Source organism: uncultured Formosa sp., assembly GCF_947500765.1.
GTDB lineage: Bacteria > Bacteroidota > Bacteroidia > Flavobacteriales > Flavobacteriaceae > Formosa.
The window spans coordinates 253,100-267,915 of the sequence record NZ_CANMTH010000006.1 but is presented as its reverse complement, the minus strand read 5'-3'; the positions used below and the strand labels follow the sequence as shown (position 1 = coordinate 267,915).

General features: G+C 30.3%; 14 protein-coding genes and 1 pseudogene. 1 reads left to right on the top strand and 14 read right to left on the bottom strand.

The window, feature by feature from the left end; all coding sequences use genetic code 11:
- Positions 1-176 precede the first annotated feature (176 nt).
- The 4 genes from Q1B05_RS12895 to ribB all read right to left on the bottom strand — a co-directional run bounded on the left by Q1B05_RS12895 (position 177) and on the right by ribB (position 3,573).
- Entirely contained in the window at positions 177-1,388 is a 1,212-nt protein-coding gene (locus Q1B05_RS12895) for an MFS transporter (RefSeq protein WP_299781304.1), read from the bottom strand.
- A gap of 172 nt (positions 1,389-1,560) precedes the next feature.
- Entirely contained in the window at positions 1,561-1,950 is a 390-nt protein-coding gene (locus Q1B05_RS12890; protein ID WP_299781302.1) for a hypothetical protein, read from the bottom strand.
- Between the two features lie 384 nt (positions 1,951-2,334).
- A complete protein-coding gene (locus Q1B05_RS12885; protein ID WP_299781300.1) occupies positions 2,335-2,910 on the bottom strand; it encodes a Crp/Fnr family transcriptional regulator in 576 nt (191 codons plus the stop codon).
- Complete coding sequence (gene ribB / locus Q1B05_RS12880) at positions 2,911-3,573, bottom strand: 3,4-dihydroxy-2-butanone-4-phosphate synthase (RefSeq protein ID WP_299781298.1); 663 nt, start codon at positions 3,571-3,573, stop codon at positions 2,911-2,913.
- Between the two features lie 277 nt (positions 3,574-3,850).
- On the opposite strand from ribB, the pseudogene Q1B05_RS12875 reads away from it, so the two are divergent.
- Positions 3,851-4,124 (top strand): annotated as a pseudogene (locus Q1B05_RS12875) (transposase); the annotation flags it as partial.
- 101 nt (positions 4,125-4,225) lie between these two features.
- On the opposite strand, the gene Q1B05_RS12870 reads toward Q1B05_RS12875, so the two are convergent.
- The 10 genes from Q1B05_RS12870 to Q1B05_RS12825 form a co-directional block, all read right to left on the bottom strand.
- A complete protein-coding gene (locus Q1B05_RS12870) occupies positions 4,226-5,365 on the bottom strand; it encodes a carboxypeptidase-like regulatory domain-containing protein (protein ID WP_299781296.1) in 1,140 nt (379 codons plus the stop codon).
- A gap of 301 nt (positions 5,366-5,666) precedes the next feature.
- Positions 5,667-7,181 (bottom strand): IS1182 family transposase, encoded by a 1,515-nt coding sequence (locus Q1B05_RS12865; RefSeq protein ID WP_299781294.1) that lies wholly within the window; start codon positions 7,179-7,181, stop codon positions 5,667-5,669.
- 221 nt (positions 7,182-7,402) lie between these two features.
- Entirely contained in the window at positions 7,403-7,651 is a 249-nt protein-coding gene (locus Q1B05_RS12860) for a hypothetical protein (protein WP_299781292.1), read from the bottom strand.
- 443 nt (positions 7,652-8,094) lie between these two features.
- The gene (locus Q1B05_RS12855) at positions 8,095-8,664 is read right to left on the bottom strand and encodes a hypothetical protein (RefSeq protein ID WP_299781290.1); all 570 of its coding nucleotides are present in this window, start codon (positions 8,662-8,664) and stop codon (positions 8,095-8,097) included.
- A 455-nt stretch (positions 8,665-9,119) separates the two neighbouring features.
- Positions 9,120-9,914 carry a hypothetical protein gene (locus Q1B05_RS12850; RefSeq protein ID WP_299781288.1) on the bottom strand — a complete coding sequence of 265 codons (795 nt, stop codon included), beginning with the start codon at positions 9,912-9,914 and terminating at the stop codon, positions 9,120-9,122.
- A 130-nt stretch (positions 9,915-10,044) separates the two neighbouring features.
- Complete coding sequence (locus tag Q1B05_RS12845; RefSeq protein ID WP_299781286.1) at positions 10,045-11,028, bottom strand: alpha/beta hydrolase; 984 nt, start codon at positions 11,026-11,028, stop codon at positions 10,045-10,047.
- A 42-nt stretch (positions 11,029-11,070) separates the two neighbouring features.
- The gene (locus tag Q1B05_RS12840) at positions 11,071-12,051 is read right to left on the bottom strand and encodes an alpha/beta hydrolase (RefSeq protein WP_299781284.1); all 981 of its coding nucleotides are present in this window, start codon (positions 12,049-12,051) and stop codon (positions 11,071-11,073) included.
- Positions 12,052-12,146: 95 nt separating this feature from the next.
- On the bottom strand, positions 12,147-12,893 hold the full coding sequence (locus Q1B05_RS12835) for an SDR family oxidoreductase (RefSeq protein WP_299781283.1): 747 nt from the start codon (positions 12,891-12,893) through the stop codon (positions 12,147-12,149).
- A gap of 61 nt (positions 12,894-12,954) precedes the next feature.
- Positions 12,955-13,518: a TetR/AcrR family transcriptional regulator gene (locus Q1B05_RS12830; protein ID WP_299781281.1), complete on the bottom strand. Its 564-nt coding sequence runs from the start codon at positions 13,516-13,518 to the stop codon at positions 12,955-12,957.
- A 208-nt stretch (positions 13,519-13,726) separates the two neighbouring features.
- Positions 13,727-14,488 (bottom strand): phospholipase D-like domain-containing protein, encoded by a 762-nt coding sequence (locus Q1B05_RS12825; RefSeq protein ID WP_299781279.1) that lies wholly within the window; start codon positions 14,486-14,488, stop codon positions 13,727-13,729.
- Between the last annotated feature and the right edge of the window lie 328 nt (positions 14,489-14,816).

Sequence of the window (14,816 nt, the reverse complement as noted above, 5' to 3'; positions counted from 1 at the left end):
CCTTATGTGGTTCTTCAACAGCATGCTGCATAAAAAAAACTAAATCTTTATTAGGATTTTATCTTGGAATACGTGTATGGTTGGTTGCGTGGTTTAGCAACTAATTTAGTAAACAAATACGAACCCGAGAAAATTCCGAAGGAATTTTCCAAATAAACACTTGCCAAAGCAATTAATTATACACGGTGTTGTAGGTAGTTTTTTTTATCTATTATTATATATCCAATTATTCCAATACTTATAAGAATCATTGCTATTATTCCGAATTTCAGCCCTAAAGTTGGATTATCATAAATCCTCTCGTGAAATATGCCAAAAATTAAGGCAAATATTTTAGTTGGTACAAAAGCTACACTAATTAAAATGGCTAGATATTTCGGATTTGAGTACTTTGTCAAAATTGAATGAATGATTGGTGCAATATGAATTTCAGATATTGCTAGAAATAGCATTGATGCTATAAAGTAAATCGTATGTTTTTCTTCTGGTATTTCTGGAATAAAGAGTATAATACCGAAAGCAACTGCACCAAAAATAAATCCAATTAGCAATTTGAAGAATTGAGAATTATAAAAGTAAGTCCAAATAATAATTGCTATTAAACTGATTGGCAAGGTGAAAACAGAATTCAAAGATTGCCACATACTTTTTGATATGCCTAATGTTGAGTTCTCACCTAATTGAATTTGCAAGTCTAAAATCCGAATATTGGAAATTTCATAAATTCCCCAAAAAAGTCCGACAATTATGAAAGCCATAGCTATAGTCAAAACTCTCTTTCCAATTGATATTTTCTCGCCTATAGGCAATTCTTTTTCTTTTGTTTTTATAATTGGAATCAATGATATTAATATCAATAAACCACTAATTACAAAGCCAATATTATATCCAAATTCTTCTCCAGAATAACCAATTAAAAAAGAACCGAGAAATGCTCCTATATTTATAGCTAGATAAAAAATTGTAAATCCAGCATCCAGTAGTTTGGTTTTATTTAAATAGGACTTTCCATAATTTGCTATAATATTGGGTGTGTAAAATCCACTTCCTAAAACAATGAGGAATAAACCAATATAAAGCCCGTAGGTCGAAGGAATACATAATGTAAAAGCTCCTAAGGCTTGAACAACTCCACCAATAATTATTGATTTTTTATTTCCGATGACCAAGTCACCAAGCAAACCACCTAATATTTGTGAAAACACTAGTGAACCTGTAAACCAACCATAAATTACTAAAGCTTCTGTGGTATCCATTTTCAGGATTTCTCCTGTCATATATAAAACGACTAAAGCACGCAAACCATAATAAGACGCTCTTTCAATCATTCTCGCCAAACTGTAATAAAAAGTCTCTATTGAGTGTTTCTGATTTTGAATTTTTTCCATTCAGTTTATTGGGTTGGTAAATTACCTACAACGTTTTTGTGTATGGTTAGTTGCGTGTTTCAGCAACTAATTTAGTAAACAAAAACGAACGCGAGAAAATTCCAAAGGAATTTTCCAAATAGGCACTTGCCAAAGCAATTAATTATACACGGTGTTGGCAAATCGTTTTTATTCAATTCCATTCAGCATTCAATTTTTTCAATTCCGTTTTTAAGTCTAAAAGTGATTCCTCATCTATTAGCTGAATATTTATTGTCAGTTCCTTATTTTCAGATTTCAGAATATAATCTCCAGCAAAATGTCTAATTCGTTTTATTTCATTTAGGTTCATTTTTTTTCCAAAAGGCCAATTTTGCTTTATAATTCCGTTTTCAAGAGTCAAATATTTTTCCTTTTTCTGATAGAAATATATTATAAAATAAATTGCTGAAAATACAAACCAACCATATTCGAACCAATTCAAATCTTCATTGAACATAACTAATACTATTCCATATATTAGCCAAACTATTCCCATTATTAAATTCAGCTTTATTTGTTTCTTTTTATATCGTATTCTCATTTTTTTTAATGTTTGCCAACTCCTTTTATCAAAATTAAATATCCTTATATCCGGAGTAAATAAAGGGATATTGTTAATACAATAAATATATTACTTTATTAATAACTACTATTACGGTTTTCCAGAAAAGGGAATAATTTAGAATGCATAAAGAGAAAAGCAAGTATTATAAGTATTTTAAAATGTGTGTTTTAATATGTTTATTTATGCTTTTATAGGAGTTTACAGGGCTTAGTTTTAGGAAAAGAAGATTTACTACTTACATTAAAATATGGAGATTTTTTAAGTCGTTATTGTACTTATATTTTATACCGTATTACTTTTTCGTTTACAATAAGATTTTATATCAATGGATGTTTATGAGTTTACGTTTCTATTTTAAAATTAGATTTTAGATTTTATCCTACTTAAAGTTTCTTGAGATATATTAATGTATGAAGCCACTATTTTATTAGGTAGCCGTTTAACAATATTTGGATTTATTTTAAATAATTGTTTATAGCGTTCGGAGGCATCTAGTGTGGTAAACGATATTAATCTTTTAGAATTATTTACGTATGCTTTTTCTAAATAGATACTATAAAAATCTTTCCATTTGGGAATAATGGTCATAAGGTGTCTAAAGTCGTCGTGAGTGATGTATAACAGTTCACTATTTTCAATAACTTGTATGGTTTCTTGTGCCGGTTCATTGGTTATAAAACTAACAAGCTCTGTTGCAAACTGATTTTCGAAAGCAATATAACGGGTCACGTCTTTCCCTTCTTCGTTTATATAAAATAGTCTTAAACACCCTTTTTTTACAAAATAACTAACCTGACTATTTTTTCCGTTAGACAGTAAAATGTCATTTTTATTTTTTTTTATTGTTTTAAAATAAGATAATACGATTTTTAAATCTTCATCTTCAATATTAATATTTTTCTTTATGAAATTGGTGAGTTCAGTATCGTTTGCCATTTATTTGTAGTCTCTTACAAATTTACGATAATGAATAATATCCTGTATAGATAAGACCTTTAAATTGTGCTTATGAGCAAAGGATGTAATTGTGTCAAGTTTAGCCATGGTTCCGTCATCGTTCATTAATTCACACAGTACGGCTTCTGGTTGTAGTCCTGCGAGTTTCATTAAATCTACGCTACCTTCTGTATGCCCTTTTCTTTCTAAAACACCTTTGTTTTTAGCGCGTAACGGAAAGATATGTCCTGGTTTTGCTAAATCGTTGCTTGTTGCATGGCTGTGGGAAGCTACTTGTATGGTTTTTAATCTGTCTTTTGCCGAAACGCCTGTAGTTACGCCTTCTTTTGCTTCTATAGAAATGGTAAAAGGTGTTTGAAAACTACTGGTGTTTTCCTGTACCATATAAGGTAAGTTAAGTAAATCTGCTTTTTCATTTGTTAGACAAAGGCACACAATACCACTACATTTTCTTATCATAAGTGCCATATGATTAATTGTCATAGCGTGGGCAGAGAATACTAAATCCCCTTCATTTTCTCTGTCTTCATCATCCATTAATATAACACCATTTCCATTTTTAAGATGTATTAATGCATTTTCTAAGCGTTTTTTACTGTCTATATCAACTGTTTGTAATGTGTCTAACTCTGTAAGTACCATTTTAAATTATTATTAATATTGTGTTAGCAAAATTAATGTTGTCTCAAGTGATATTATTTGATGTAAGTCAATAAATTCATTTATTTAATACCTCCAAAAGCACCAAAGCACATATTCTTATGTGAAATTTCAGTCTTATTAAAACCTACTTTTTTCATTAATTCTAACGGATAAGTTATTGACCTAGATGAATCTTCTTTTTCTACATAATCCAGAACTTTCTTCCTACATTCTTTTCTGTTTATACTTTCTAGATATGTCTTGTCCTGTAATTGTAATACGACAAAGTGGGAGTCGTGTAAAAGGACGCCCACGAATCAGTAAAATAGGCAATCAAAAGCTTCGGAATTTATTATTTATGTGCAGTTTTAATGCTTGTAAATATAACTATGCTTGCAAAGCAATATACGACCGATTAGTTGCCAAAGAAAAGAGTAAAAAATTAGCATTAATAGCCGTGTGTAATACCCTCACTAAAAGAGGCTTTTGCCATAGCCAAATCAGGATTAACCTATGATACTAATTATAGAAGTGTTTTTGTGGAAAATTAATGCCTTTTTACTTGTTTTTTACCACAGTACTTTGTTGGTAGTAGTTATTTAATCTATATATTTTTAATAAATATCTGTTCTTCATAATGTTTCAACATCGTTTAGTAAAAATCAGGTAGGATAGGGTTTAAATTTTTCCATTCTGAATAATTTAAAGATTTTTGCTTATTAAATACATCTTTATTTATATCAATTGATTGTAAATTTTCGATGATTGATAATGGAGTATTTTCTTGAACATATAAATCAGATTTTAAAATGAGATTTTTATTTTCGTCGGGGTATTTTTTATATTTAACAGTAACATCCCAAATAATACGATTGTAATTAAAATACCATTTGTTATCCTCTTTTTTAGTATAATTAATATGATTAGTAAATTGGTTGGTTACAAAAGTTCCTCTATAAATCCCCATTTTCTTATTATATCCTCTATTTGTTTTGTCTTTTTTGAGAGTATTCCACTCAATTTCTGCAATAGCATAAGATGATTTTTCGATTGTAATTACACCATCAAAAGGAGAGTCTTCCCAATATTCTTGCTTTGTCTTAAATGCTATTTTCAAATAAACGTCGTCATTCCATTTAATTGATTTCAAAAAAGTAAAATCAAAAAATTCTGGAGCTGTAATAAACCCAAATTTTGGAGAGAAATCTAAAAGAAATGATGGAGATATTTCACTATTTATATATTTTAAATCATTTTTTGTTAGTTTAATCGTATTTAAAAAAACCTTTTTTTTATCGTTCGAAAGGTATTCTGGACATATAATTGAAATTTCAGCATTTCCTAAAAATAAATAATTTTCATTTTGAACAATCTGTTTACGTAAAATAGCATTAAAAGCAGTGGGTTTATTAGGATAGTTTTTTTCTAAATTTTCATTTACTTTTTTTATAATATCTAAAATATTATGAGATACTGTAATCTCAACTTCTGAAAGTTCGAAAACGGACTCCTGCAGATTAATTTTTAAGTCTTTAAAAATTCCATTAGAAAAAATTGTATCCTTACTTTTATAACCCATCATTGAAAAACGAATTGTATCTGTAAGGTTTATATTCTGAATCCTAAATTGCCCTTTACTATTAGTTATTGTTCCTCTTTTTGAATTTAATATAGTTATATTAACTCCGTCTAACTTAGTACTGTCCGATGTTATTGTTCCATTAATATCAAATTGAGCATATAATACCGAATTGATAAATAAAAAAAGGATTACAAAATAAATTGATTTCATATTTGTTCAGTGTGTTTTTAACTAAATTTTTTATTCTGTTTTTAGTATTTATAATATTTTTTTGGACTCAGAGTTTTTTTTAATCCTGACTAACGTGAATTTATTATTCTGTAAATCAGTGTTTAAAAAAAAAAATAAAATTTCTCATTTTGTCTTTATATTTTCAGCCGAAATTTACTCTATTTTACGTTAGCCGACGTACTGAAGTTTCTTGGGGTCTATGAGCGATTACTGCTAACGGCAGTCTGTCTAATAACCGACTGCAATTTTATATATTTCTACTAAAATACAGTTTTTTGTATTAGCTGTAGGCTAAGATTTTCTTTTTTGAATTTTGTTTGTGTACTACTTTAAACCCCATTAGAATAGATTTTATAAGGGTAATAAAGAACTTGTAAGCTTTAAAAGCACACGTCTTAGCTTTTCTAATGATATTCCAAATTCTTGTTAAGTTATAAGCAATAAACATAAAGCCTACATCAGCACTAGCGCGTTGCATCGTTTTCTTAGTCATAATGTGATCAAAACTCCATTGACGTTTTATGGTTCCGTAAGGATGCTCAACAATGGCTTGCCTTTTTTTATAAGCATTATGATTTTGCAATATGCTTTGTGCATTAGCTTCAATATACTGATGGTATTCACTGCGCTGTATCACCTTTCCATTTACTTTAGAAGTGGTGCATAATGCTCTTACTGGGCAGGTTTTACATCTGTTTGTTTTATATTGTTTGAAACGATAATTACGAGCTTTATAGGTGCTGCCATTACTTTTAAGTATGTTTCCTTGTGGGCAAGTGTACGTGTCGTTTTCTTTATTATACTTAAAATGTTCTGAGTTATAATTTGGATTTGGAGCTTGTGAAGCTCTTCCTATTCCAGGGATAGCGACAAGGGTTTTAATACCTAATTGATTAGCAGTTTTAAATTCACTCCCTGTATGATATCCTTTGTCATAAAGGGCAGTAAATGTGTTCGTTCCTAAAATAGTTTTAGCGCGCTGCAACATCTCTCCCATAGCCTTGGAATCATTCTTATTGGTGACTAAGTAGTCGAACGGAATATTATGATCTGCATCTACAGTAGATTGTACACAGTAAGCAACTTCAGTAATATTATTACGTACAATCAAATGCTTGCTATCCGGGTCTGAGGTAGAAATTTGTGGTTCTCCAGAGGCATTCAGCTGTGCATTTAGTTTTTCATATTCATTTCTGCGACCTTGATGTTTATCAATATTCTTCTTGATTTCTTCTTTCTCATTTTTACTATCACTCTGTTCAAGGGCTTTATTGTACTGCTCTAGTTTGTTGTCTATGTAATCTAAGTGACGTTGTATTTTCTTCTGATTGAAATTGTTCTTTTTACTATTCTGCGCTCTAAACTTAGTACTATCACCTGCAATAAGTGTAGCACCGATAAGCCCAAAATTGCGTGCAATTTGTACGGTAGCAAAAAACACTTTTTTAATAGCCTTTCCATTATCTTTTCTGAAGTTACTAATGGTGTTATGATCTGGAGCTAGCGATTCAAGCAACCACATCACTTCAATGTTACGCCTGCATTCTTTTTCTAATTGTCGAGAAGAATGAATACGGTTCATGTATCCGTATATGTAAAGTTTGAGAAGGACAGATGGATTATAAGCAGGAGGGCCGTTTTCTATAAAGTCTGAACGGAATCCGAGTTCTGCGAGATTAAGTGAATCTACAAATTGATCTATAGACCTTACGCTGTTCTCAGATTCTATAGAATCTTCAAGAGAAACAGGAAAAAGGCAGGTCTGTTTTCGGTCTTTTCCAAGTATGAATTTCATAACTAAAAGATACAAAAACTACCTGAAAATTACTTTATAACTGTTTCTAAATAGCACTAAAAACTTAAATAGTTATTAGACAGTCTGACGTGTTTGTATATGGTTTGTTGCGTGGTTAAGCCAACTAAGTTAACAAATAAAAACCGAATAGAAAATCCGCAAAGATTTTCGTAAGTAGGCTAGAACTAGCAATAAATTATATACGGTGTTGCCAGTAGTTTTTATTTCATATTGTCTTTTTCAATGTCATCATTTACTTCGATTAAAGATAATATTTTTATCCAATCTTTTTTATTTCTAATCCTCAAATCTAAAAGGTTGTACAATTCTTGGTCATCTATATATTTAATTGATAACAAGTCAAAACCAAAATCAAAAATCCTCGTATCCAGTTTAGTTTTAACTATTTTATCTATTTGGATTATTTTTTCAGTCGTTTTATTAATTCCTGCGTAATATTTAATTTTCAATTTATTCTGTTCAGTATTATATTCAATCAAATGGTTTTTCGATTTATAAATAATGAATAAAGAAACTATTATCCATAAGATTAGGTAATAAATTATGAATCCGAATTCTAAAGAGTTTTTCAACACATAGATTATTAGAATTATCAAGAATATTGAAGGTAAAAGGAATTTGTTGAGTAATATCTTATTTTTTAAAGTCATTTTTCGTTTAAATTCTATTTTCCTTTTTAATTCAATTTGGGTTAAACTTGTTGCTATTTGTTCAAATTAAAATAGGTTTCCGCTATTTTTTTTAATTACTGGCAACGTTTATGTATAAGAATAGTGCGGTTTTGTGTGCGAGGATTTTCCGCAGGAAAATCAGACGTAACAAAGGTGCACGGACTCTTGATTAAGCACTAAACTAAGCATTATTTTTATACGGTGTTGTAGCAAGTACTTTTTTAGTTTCTCAATTCAGCTAATTGTTTTCTGATATCTTCTCGTAAAATATTTTCAGCCGTTTTCTTATTCAGCAGTTTGTCATTCGGACTACTTTGAGTTTGATACCAATACCAAGTTTCTTGATGAACAATAATGTTTTTTGGTAATTCTTTATAAACTTTTCTCCGACCTAAACTTCCTGATATTTTGAACTTGTCTTGATTATAAATCCGACTATTTCTTTGAGTTTTATTCGGAAAAGCAAAGTGTCCAGTATTGAAAACTACACCAAAGTTCTTTTCACGATTATAAACATCAAGTATTATTTCTTCTTCGTTTTCCAATTCGAATAATATATATTGTTTTGTTTCAAATCCGAGTTTTTCCAATTCGTCAATAATAATTGGAACAGCTTCGTGTCTTCGTAACCAATTCGTTGTCGTTTTTGTTGTTCCGCCAGAGTGAAAATATTCGTAATAATTTTCAGAGTTTATTTTCGGATTAGGACTTTCATTTGTTTGTGCTTTACAGGTCGTAAAAACCAAAATTAAAATTCCAAATGCTATAATTTTATGATATGTACTGTTCATTTTCGTATTTGCTACAACTCCTTTTATCAAAACTAAAGATCCTTATATCCGGAGTAAATAAAGGGATATTGTTAATACAATAAATATATTACTTTATTAAGAATTATAATTACGGTTTTTCCGTAAAATTCTGATATTTAGATTGTTTAAATAATAATACCGTAAGATTTATAAAGATCTTACGGTATATATGTTAATGTGTTTATCTGTGATTTTGTGGTGTTTTAGTGTTTAATATAACACAAACAAATTGAATATAAAATATATTATAATTTTGTAAATAGGCTAGAAGTAAGCCATTAATTATATATGGTGTAGGTAATAGTTTTAGTTCTTGTAATACTCTTTTATTACAATATTTTTGTCTTTAATAAATATTATTTTTGTAAGAAAATCAGACTCTTTGTTTTAATAAAGACAGCTTTTAAACATACGTTTTATATTTAAAGGGGAGATTAGATTGCATCTAAAAAGGGTTTCATCTCTAATAATTCAATATCATCACGTTTACGTAATTCCCTTAAAAACCAACCTTTATGTCCAGCGCCATAAGTAATTAGTATTCGCTTTCCTTGATAACGGTATTTTTCTAATGCTTTTTCAATATTCCAATAATGTGCGATATTAATATTTTCCCAACCTCCAAGACCAAGTTCGTCATTAAATAATTTATTATAAGGCTGTAATCCTAAATCTTGAATGCTATCATATTTATTGGTATGTATAAAATAAGGATCGTTTACTTTTCCACTAGCTTTATATAATGAATCTGAAAGTTTATTTCCTTTTATATATTCAGTCCAATCATTTATTCTAGATGAATCTTGACGAATAGCTCTTAATTGTTTTCCACGCTGAGTTGCCATAGATTTTGTCCATCCAGCTGTTGGAATAATTTCAAAATCCATTTGCTTTGATAATGGAAACACAACATCTACATATTCAGGAAAACGCATGGTACGAGGTTCAGAAATACTATCGTCTCTCTTAAACCCATCCATAGCTGTTTTAAAAAGTTTTGGTGGAATCTCGGTTAATATATAATCTGGATGTATTTGTATAATTAACTTTTTTAAATAGTCTGTATTATAAACACTATCGGTAAGGTGACCTCCGTGGATTGTTCCTAAAACTAAAACTTCATTTTTTATTCTTTTTTCAGAATGGTCCTTTTCTTCAGATTGTTTACAACTTGATATCGTGAAAAATAAGATTAATAATACGGATAATTTTATTGAGATGTGCTGCATGGTGTTTTTAGAGTGTAATCTAGCGTTTTTTATTTAATTGTTTTTTTATGAAATTATAAACCATCGTGTTTAATCTGTTTTTATTGGATGATGCTACGCAAGATGCTTCCAAATAATTGTTTATAGTGCATTATTCTATTCCGTTTTTAGATAAAAACTCTAAAATAAGCTTAGCGATATCTCTTGTTTTTTCTTCAGCTGCAAAATGTCCCGCATCTAGTAAATGCAACTCAGCATTTGGTAAATCTCTTAAATAAGCTTCTGCACCTTTGTAGTTAAATTTTAAATCTTTTTTACCCCAAACTATTAATGTTTTAGGTTGGTTGTCTTTCAGCATGTGTTGCCATTTTGGATAACGTATTATATTGGTATTATAATCTTTAAAAAGCTGTACTTGAATGTCTCGGTCTTTTTTAGACCTTAGAAATGCCAAATCGTGCGTCCACGCATCCGGACTTTGAATGTTGATATTTGTACTATCTAAATCAAATACATATTGTTTATTAATTATCGCATCTTTACTGGTTAAGCCATATAAAAAATCGTGCTTTTCTTGTGAGGTATCTGTTTGCGCGGTTCTAAAAAAGTTTTGTCGTTTTGGGGTTAATCCATCTAAATAGGCATTGGCATTCTGTACAATTAAAGCTTGAATACGTTTTGGGTTTTTCATCATTATGCGATATCCAACAGGAGCACCAAAATCTTGCATGTACATAACATAATTCTTAATTTGTAGGGTGTTAATGAGCTTTTCTGTATAATCTGCCAACATATCAAAAGTGTACTTTGTTGTTGTTGGGTCTAAATGTGTGCTGTAACCAGACCCTAAATTGTCTGGTGCAATTACATGGTAATGCGTAGCCAACATAGGGATTAGGTTTCTGTATGAATGTGAAGACGACGGATAACCATGCAGTAATACAATTGTTGGGTTGTTTCTATTTCCGGCCTCTCTGTAAAACAGTTTTACACTGTCAATAGCAGTATAATTATAAGTGGTTGGCGGTGGTAAAAAAAACGCATTATTGTTGTGGGCTTCAGAAGGCGCTTTTGTTACATTATTACAAGCCAATAAAGATAGTGCAATAAGGAAAATGAGGACTAATTGTTTCATTGCTGTGTTTTAAATTCAAAGTTGTTCTTAATTTAGACGTGATTATTTGTGTTGCTTTCTCATGAAACTTCTTATTTTTTCAATAATAACATCACCATCTTCTTCTAAAGCAAAATGTCCGGTATCGTAGATATTATAGTCTATGTTTTTGACATCTTTTTTAAACGCTTCGGCACCACTTTCAGGGAAAAAAGCATCATTTTTACCCCAAACAATTAGTAATGGAGGTTGGTGGTCTCTTAAATACTGTTGCCATTTTGGGTATAGTTTTACGTTATTTTGGTAGTCGTAAAACAAATCTAAATTTACAGCATGTGCGTTTGGTCTAGACAGTCTTAAGAAATCTAAATTATAAGTGTCTGGATCTACTGTTTCTATATCTCTAACGCCGTGAGTGTATTGCCATTTTAAACCTTCTAAAGAAAATGCAGATAACAAAGCGTCTTCCGTTTCTTTGGTTCTATCTTTCCAAAGTGCTCTTATTCCAGCCCAAGCTTCTCCTAAACCTTCTTCGTAAGCATTTCCATTTTGGTTGATGATGGCTGTTATGCGTTCGGGGTGAGCTGTTGCTAATCTAAAACCAATAGGTGCGCCATAATCTTGAATCATTATCGCATAAGAATTAATCCCCTTTTGTTCTAAAAACGAATCCATAGTAGTTGCCATATTATCAAACGTATACCTAAACGTTTCAGAACTCGGAAAATCACTATTACCAAAACCAGGATAGTCAGGCGCAATTAAATGAAACTCATCAGCGAGTTGCGCTAGCACTTTTCGATATTGATACGATGATGCCGGAAAACCATGTAGCAGTACTATAGTTGGATGCTCCGGATTACCAGCTTCTCTATAAGCTATGTTTACACCGTTTACAGCTAATGTTTTATATTTTAATGTTGATTTTTCACTTGTAATCTTGGATGTTGTAGTTTTAGATATACGATCCGTTTCTGTTTTTACCTTCTCTTTACAAGACATAAAAAGAAAAACAACACTTAATGCTACGATTATATTTTTCATATTCTTAATTTTAAATTAGTGTACTGCTAGACAATACGTAGTTATAAAAAAGTCTTAGTGACTCTTTATATTCACTAAGACTTTTTGTTTTTTTATTAATTTCTACCAGCCATAACACCACCATCGGTATCCCAAATAGCACCTGTAACCCAAGCCGCTTTGTCTGATAATAAAAAGACAATACTATTGGCAATATCTTCAGACTCACCAAAACGACCTATAGGATGAAAACCGTTAAAGCCAACCAGCGCTTCTTTAGCCGCTTCTTCGCTACCAAAAACACCATGATAAACAGGCGTGTTTACTAGGGCAGGAGAGACCGCGTTTACACGAATGTTGTCTTCAGCTAATTCCATAGCCAAATGTTGTGTTAGCGAATGTAAACCTGCTTTTTGCATAGAATACGCTGTAGAAGGTGTTGCTTTTATGGCTTGTTTTGCCCACATAGATCCAACATTTACAATAGCTCCACCTTGAGTTGCTTTCATCTTTCTAGCCGCGCTTTGTGTGATAAAAAAGAAGCCTCTATTTAAATCTAAATACGAATTATAGTCTTCCATAGTATGGTCTAAAAACGGTTTTGGACCAAAAATTCCAGAAGCATTTACCAAATAATCTAAGTTATTTAAAGCATCAATTTTAGCGATTAAAGCATCCACTTCAATGGTATTAGAGATGTTTGCTGTGTGTTTAACCAAGTTTGGTGCATCGGCAATTTTATCAGTATTTCTACCCACTACATGTACGGTTGCTCCACCTTCTAATAAGGCATTTGTTGTGGCATTACCTATGCCGCTTGTTCCTCCAATTACTAAGGCTACTTTGTTTTCAAATTCTTTCATTGTATTTATTTTAATTGTGTATTACAGACAGACCAGTCTGTCTGTGTTTGTGCAAATTTTTTTAAGTGATTATTTTTTCACATAAATTTTTTGATTCTAGAATAGGCCAATCTTCTTGGTGTAAGTGGCTTTCGCCAACAGCACTTTCGTAGAGTAAGTATATTTGTCTTGCAAGGGAATTTACTTGCTCACTTTTAATAGTCTCTAAATTATTGGTAATAAGTTTGGCGATAAGCGCAATAAAATCGTTTTTTTGAGATTGAATTTCGTTTCTTATGATCTCGTTTTCTTTTGGAATTTCTGAAACGGTTTTAATACACCAACAGCCATTAAAATCTTTATCTTGATAAAACAATTTAAGAAAATCAAAAATGGCTAATATTTGATCTTTTCCTTTTGGTTTTGACGTTGTGAAATTTTCAAAATCCTCTAGAAAATTGATGTTTTTATGTTGAAGATACGCCAGACAAATCTCTTCTTTGGATTTAAAATGATTGTAAAGGGTCGCCTTTGCAATTCCTGCTTCTGCAATAATTTGATTGATACCTGTAGAATTATACCCATTTTTATAAAATAAATAAGAGGCAGTTTCTGTAATTCTATGTTTTACATCGGCGTGTTTCATGATGCAAATATATTAAAATATTTTACAAAACAGACAAGTCTGTCTTTTTTATCAGATATACAGGATTATTTTAATACAATATCTAAATAGAAATTAAAATAATTACATTGTACTTCATATCGTTTTAGTCAAATTTATTACAACATATATGTCTAAGAAGGTAGGCTATTTATAGAGTAATAATGTAAACATTGTTAGCAGTATTCTTTTAATTAATGGGTTCTTGATATAATTGTTTTCCCCAACGCTGAAGATCTCTTTCTGGTAAATGAGCATGATTCATGAGTTGGTAAATTTCATATTTAATTTCTTTTATTGCGTTTAAATCTTCTGTGCGTATTCTCGTTTCATAATTATGTTTTGTTCCACTTGAAGTAAAATTTAAAGATCCCATATATGCTATTTTGTCGTCTATTAAATAAATCTTACTATGTATAAAAGTGTTACTTAATTTTGTTTTGTTAGGAGACATATAGACTTTAAAAGGGAATAATTGAGAATACCAATATGTATAAATTCGAATATGCTTAATCTTGTTTTTATAGCGCTTTATAATTAAAAAAATAATGACAATAGGTAGTAGTCCAAAAGCAACTTTAACGTCTTTAATGTAATATATTATACCTGTTAATAGTGTTAAAAGCCCTAGTTCAATATATGTTAAAATTTCAGTAAGGTCTTTCCATTTTTGACGTTTTTTAACAGCAATATAGTCTGTTTCTATATTTTGTTTAATTAGTTTGTGAATGTTTTTTTTATAACTTTCATTAAAGTCTTCAATATTGTCTGTAGTTATTAACTCAACTTCTAAGTTCCTTTTTTTTAATTTTATTAATTCTGTGATTAAAAGAGGAGATAAATATGGAGATACGATTTTAATAGATTTTCTTGCATTTCTAATATCCGCTAAGAGTTTTTTTCCTGCTCCTTTACCAATATAGATATCACAATTAGCTCCATTATAAAACATGCCGTTTATGTTTTTTATAGTATACCACTGTTTTAGTCTTTAAAAAGTACCGAGTTTGTGTACGAGAGTTTTTCTCGAAGAACAAGACCGCAACGAACTGCGTTAGCAAATAAAACAACTTACATTGGTTAAGCTAAAAATAACAATTTTTTATATAATGTGTTGTGTTTTAAACGTTTTTATATAGGGTTAAGTGTTGATATACAGGTGTGTGTAATGGTTTTAAGTCGTGTGGTGTTTAAAAACGGTCATGATTTTTTGTCTCGTCTTTAAATATGCCATAGTTAAATATAGCCTTTAAGTAAATGACTAATAAACTCTATTGGTT

Excerpts from the sequence above, each read along its gene's own strand:
- Q1B05_RS12895 (WP_299781304.1), bottom strand. The coding sequence starts at position 1,388 with ATGGAAAAAATTCAAAATCAGAAACACTCAATAGAGACTTTTTATTAC.
- Q1B05_RS12890 (WP_299781302.1), bottom strand. The coding sequence starts at position 1,950 with ATGAGAATACGATATAAAAAGAAACAAATAAAGCTGAATTTAATAATG.
- Q1B05_RS12885 (WP_299781300.1), bottom strand. The coding sequence starts at position 2,910 with ATGGCAAACGATACTGAACTCACCAATTTCATAAAGAAAAATATTAAT.
- ribB (WP_299781298.1), bottom strand. The coding sequence starts at position 3,573 with ATGGTACTTACAGAGTTAGACACATTACAAACAGTTGATATAGACAGT.
- Q1B05_RS12870 (WP_299781296.1), bottom strand. The coding sequence starts at position 5,365 with ATGAAATCAATTTATTTTGTAATCCTTTTTTTATTTATCAATTCGGTA.
- Q1B05_RS12865 (WP_299781294.1), bottom strand. The coding sequence starts at position 7,181 with ATGAAATTCATACTTGGAAAAGACCGAAAACAGACCTGCCTTTTTCCT.
- Q1B05_RS12855 (WP_299781290.1), bottom strand. The coding sequence starts at position 8,664 with ATGAACAGTACATATCATAAAATTATAGCATTTGGAATTTTAATTTTG.
- Q1B05_RS12850 (WP_299781288.1), bottom strand. The coding sequence starts at position 9,914 with ATGCAGCACATCTCAATAAAATTATCCGTATTATTAATCTTATTTTTC.
- Q1B05_RS12845 (WP_299781286.1), bottom strand. The coding sequence starts at position 11,028 with ATGAAACAATTAGTCCTCATTTTCCTTATTGCACTATCTTTATTGGCT.
- Q1B05_RS12840 (WP_299781284.1), bottom strand. The coding sequence starts at position 12,051 with ATGAAAAATATAATCGTAGCATTAAGTGTTGTTTTTCTTTTTATGTCT.
- Q1B05_RS12835 (WP_299781283.1), bottom strand. The coding sequence starts at position 12,893 with ATGAAAGAATTTGAAAACAAAGTAGCCTTAGTAATTGGAGGAACAAGC.
- Q1B05_RS12830 (WP_299781281.1), bottom strand. The coding sequence starts at position 13,518 with ATGAAACACGCCGATGTAAAACATAGAATTACAGAAACTGCCTCTTAT.
- Q1B05_RS12825 (WP_299781279.1), bottom strand. The coding sequence starts at position 14,488 with ATGTTTTATAATGGAGCTAATTGTGATATCTATATTGGTAAAGGAGCA.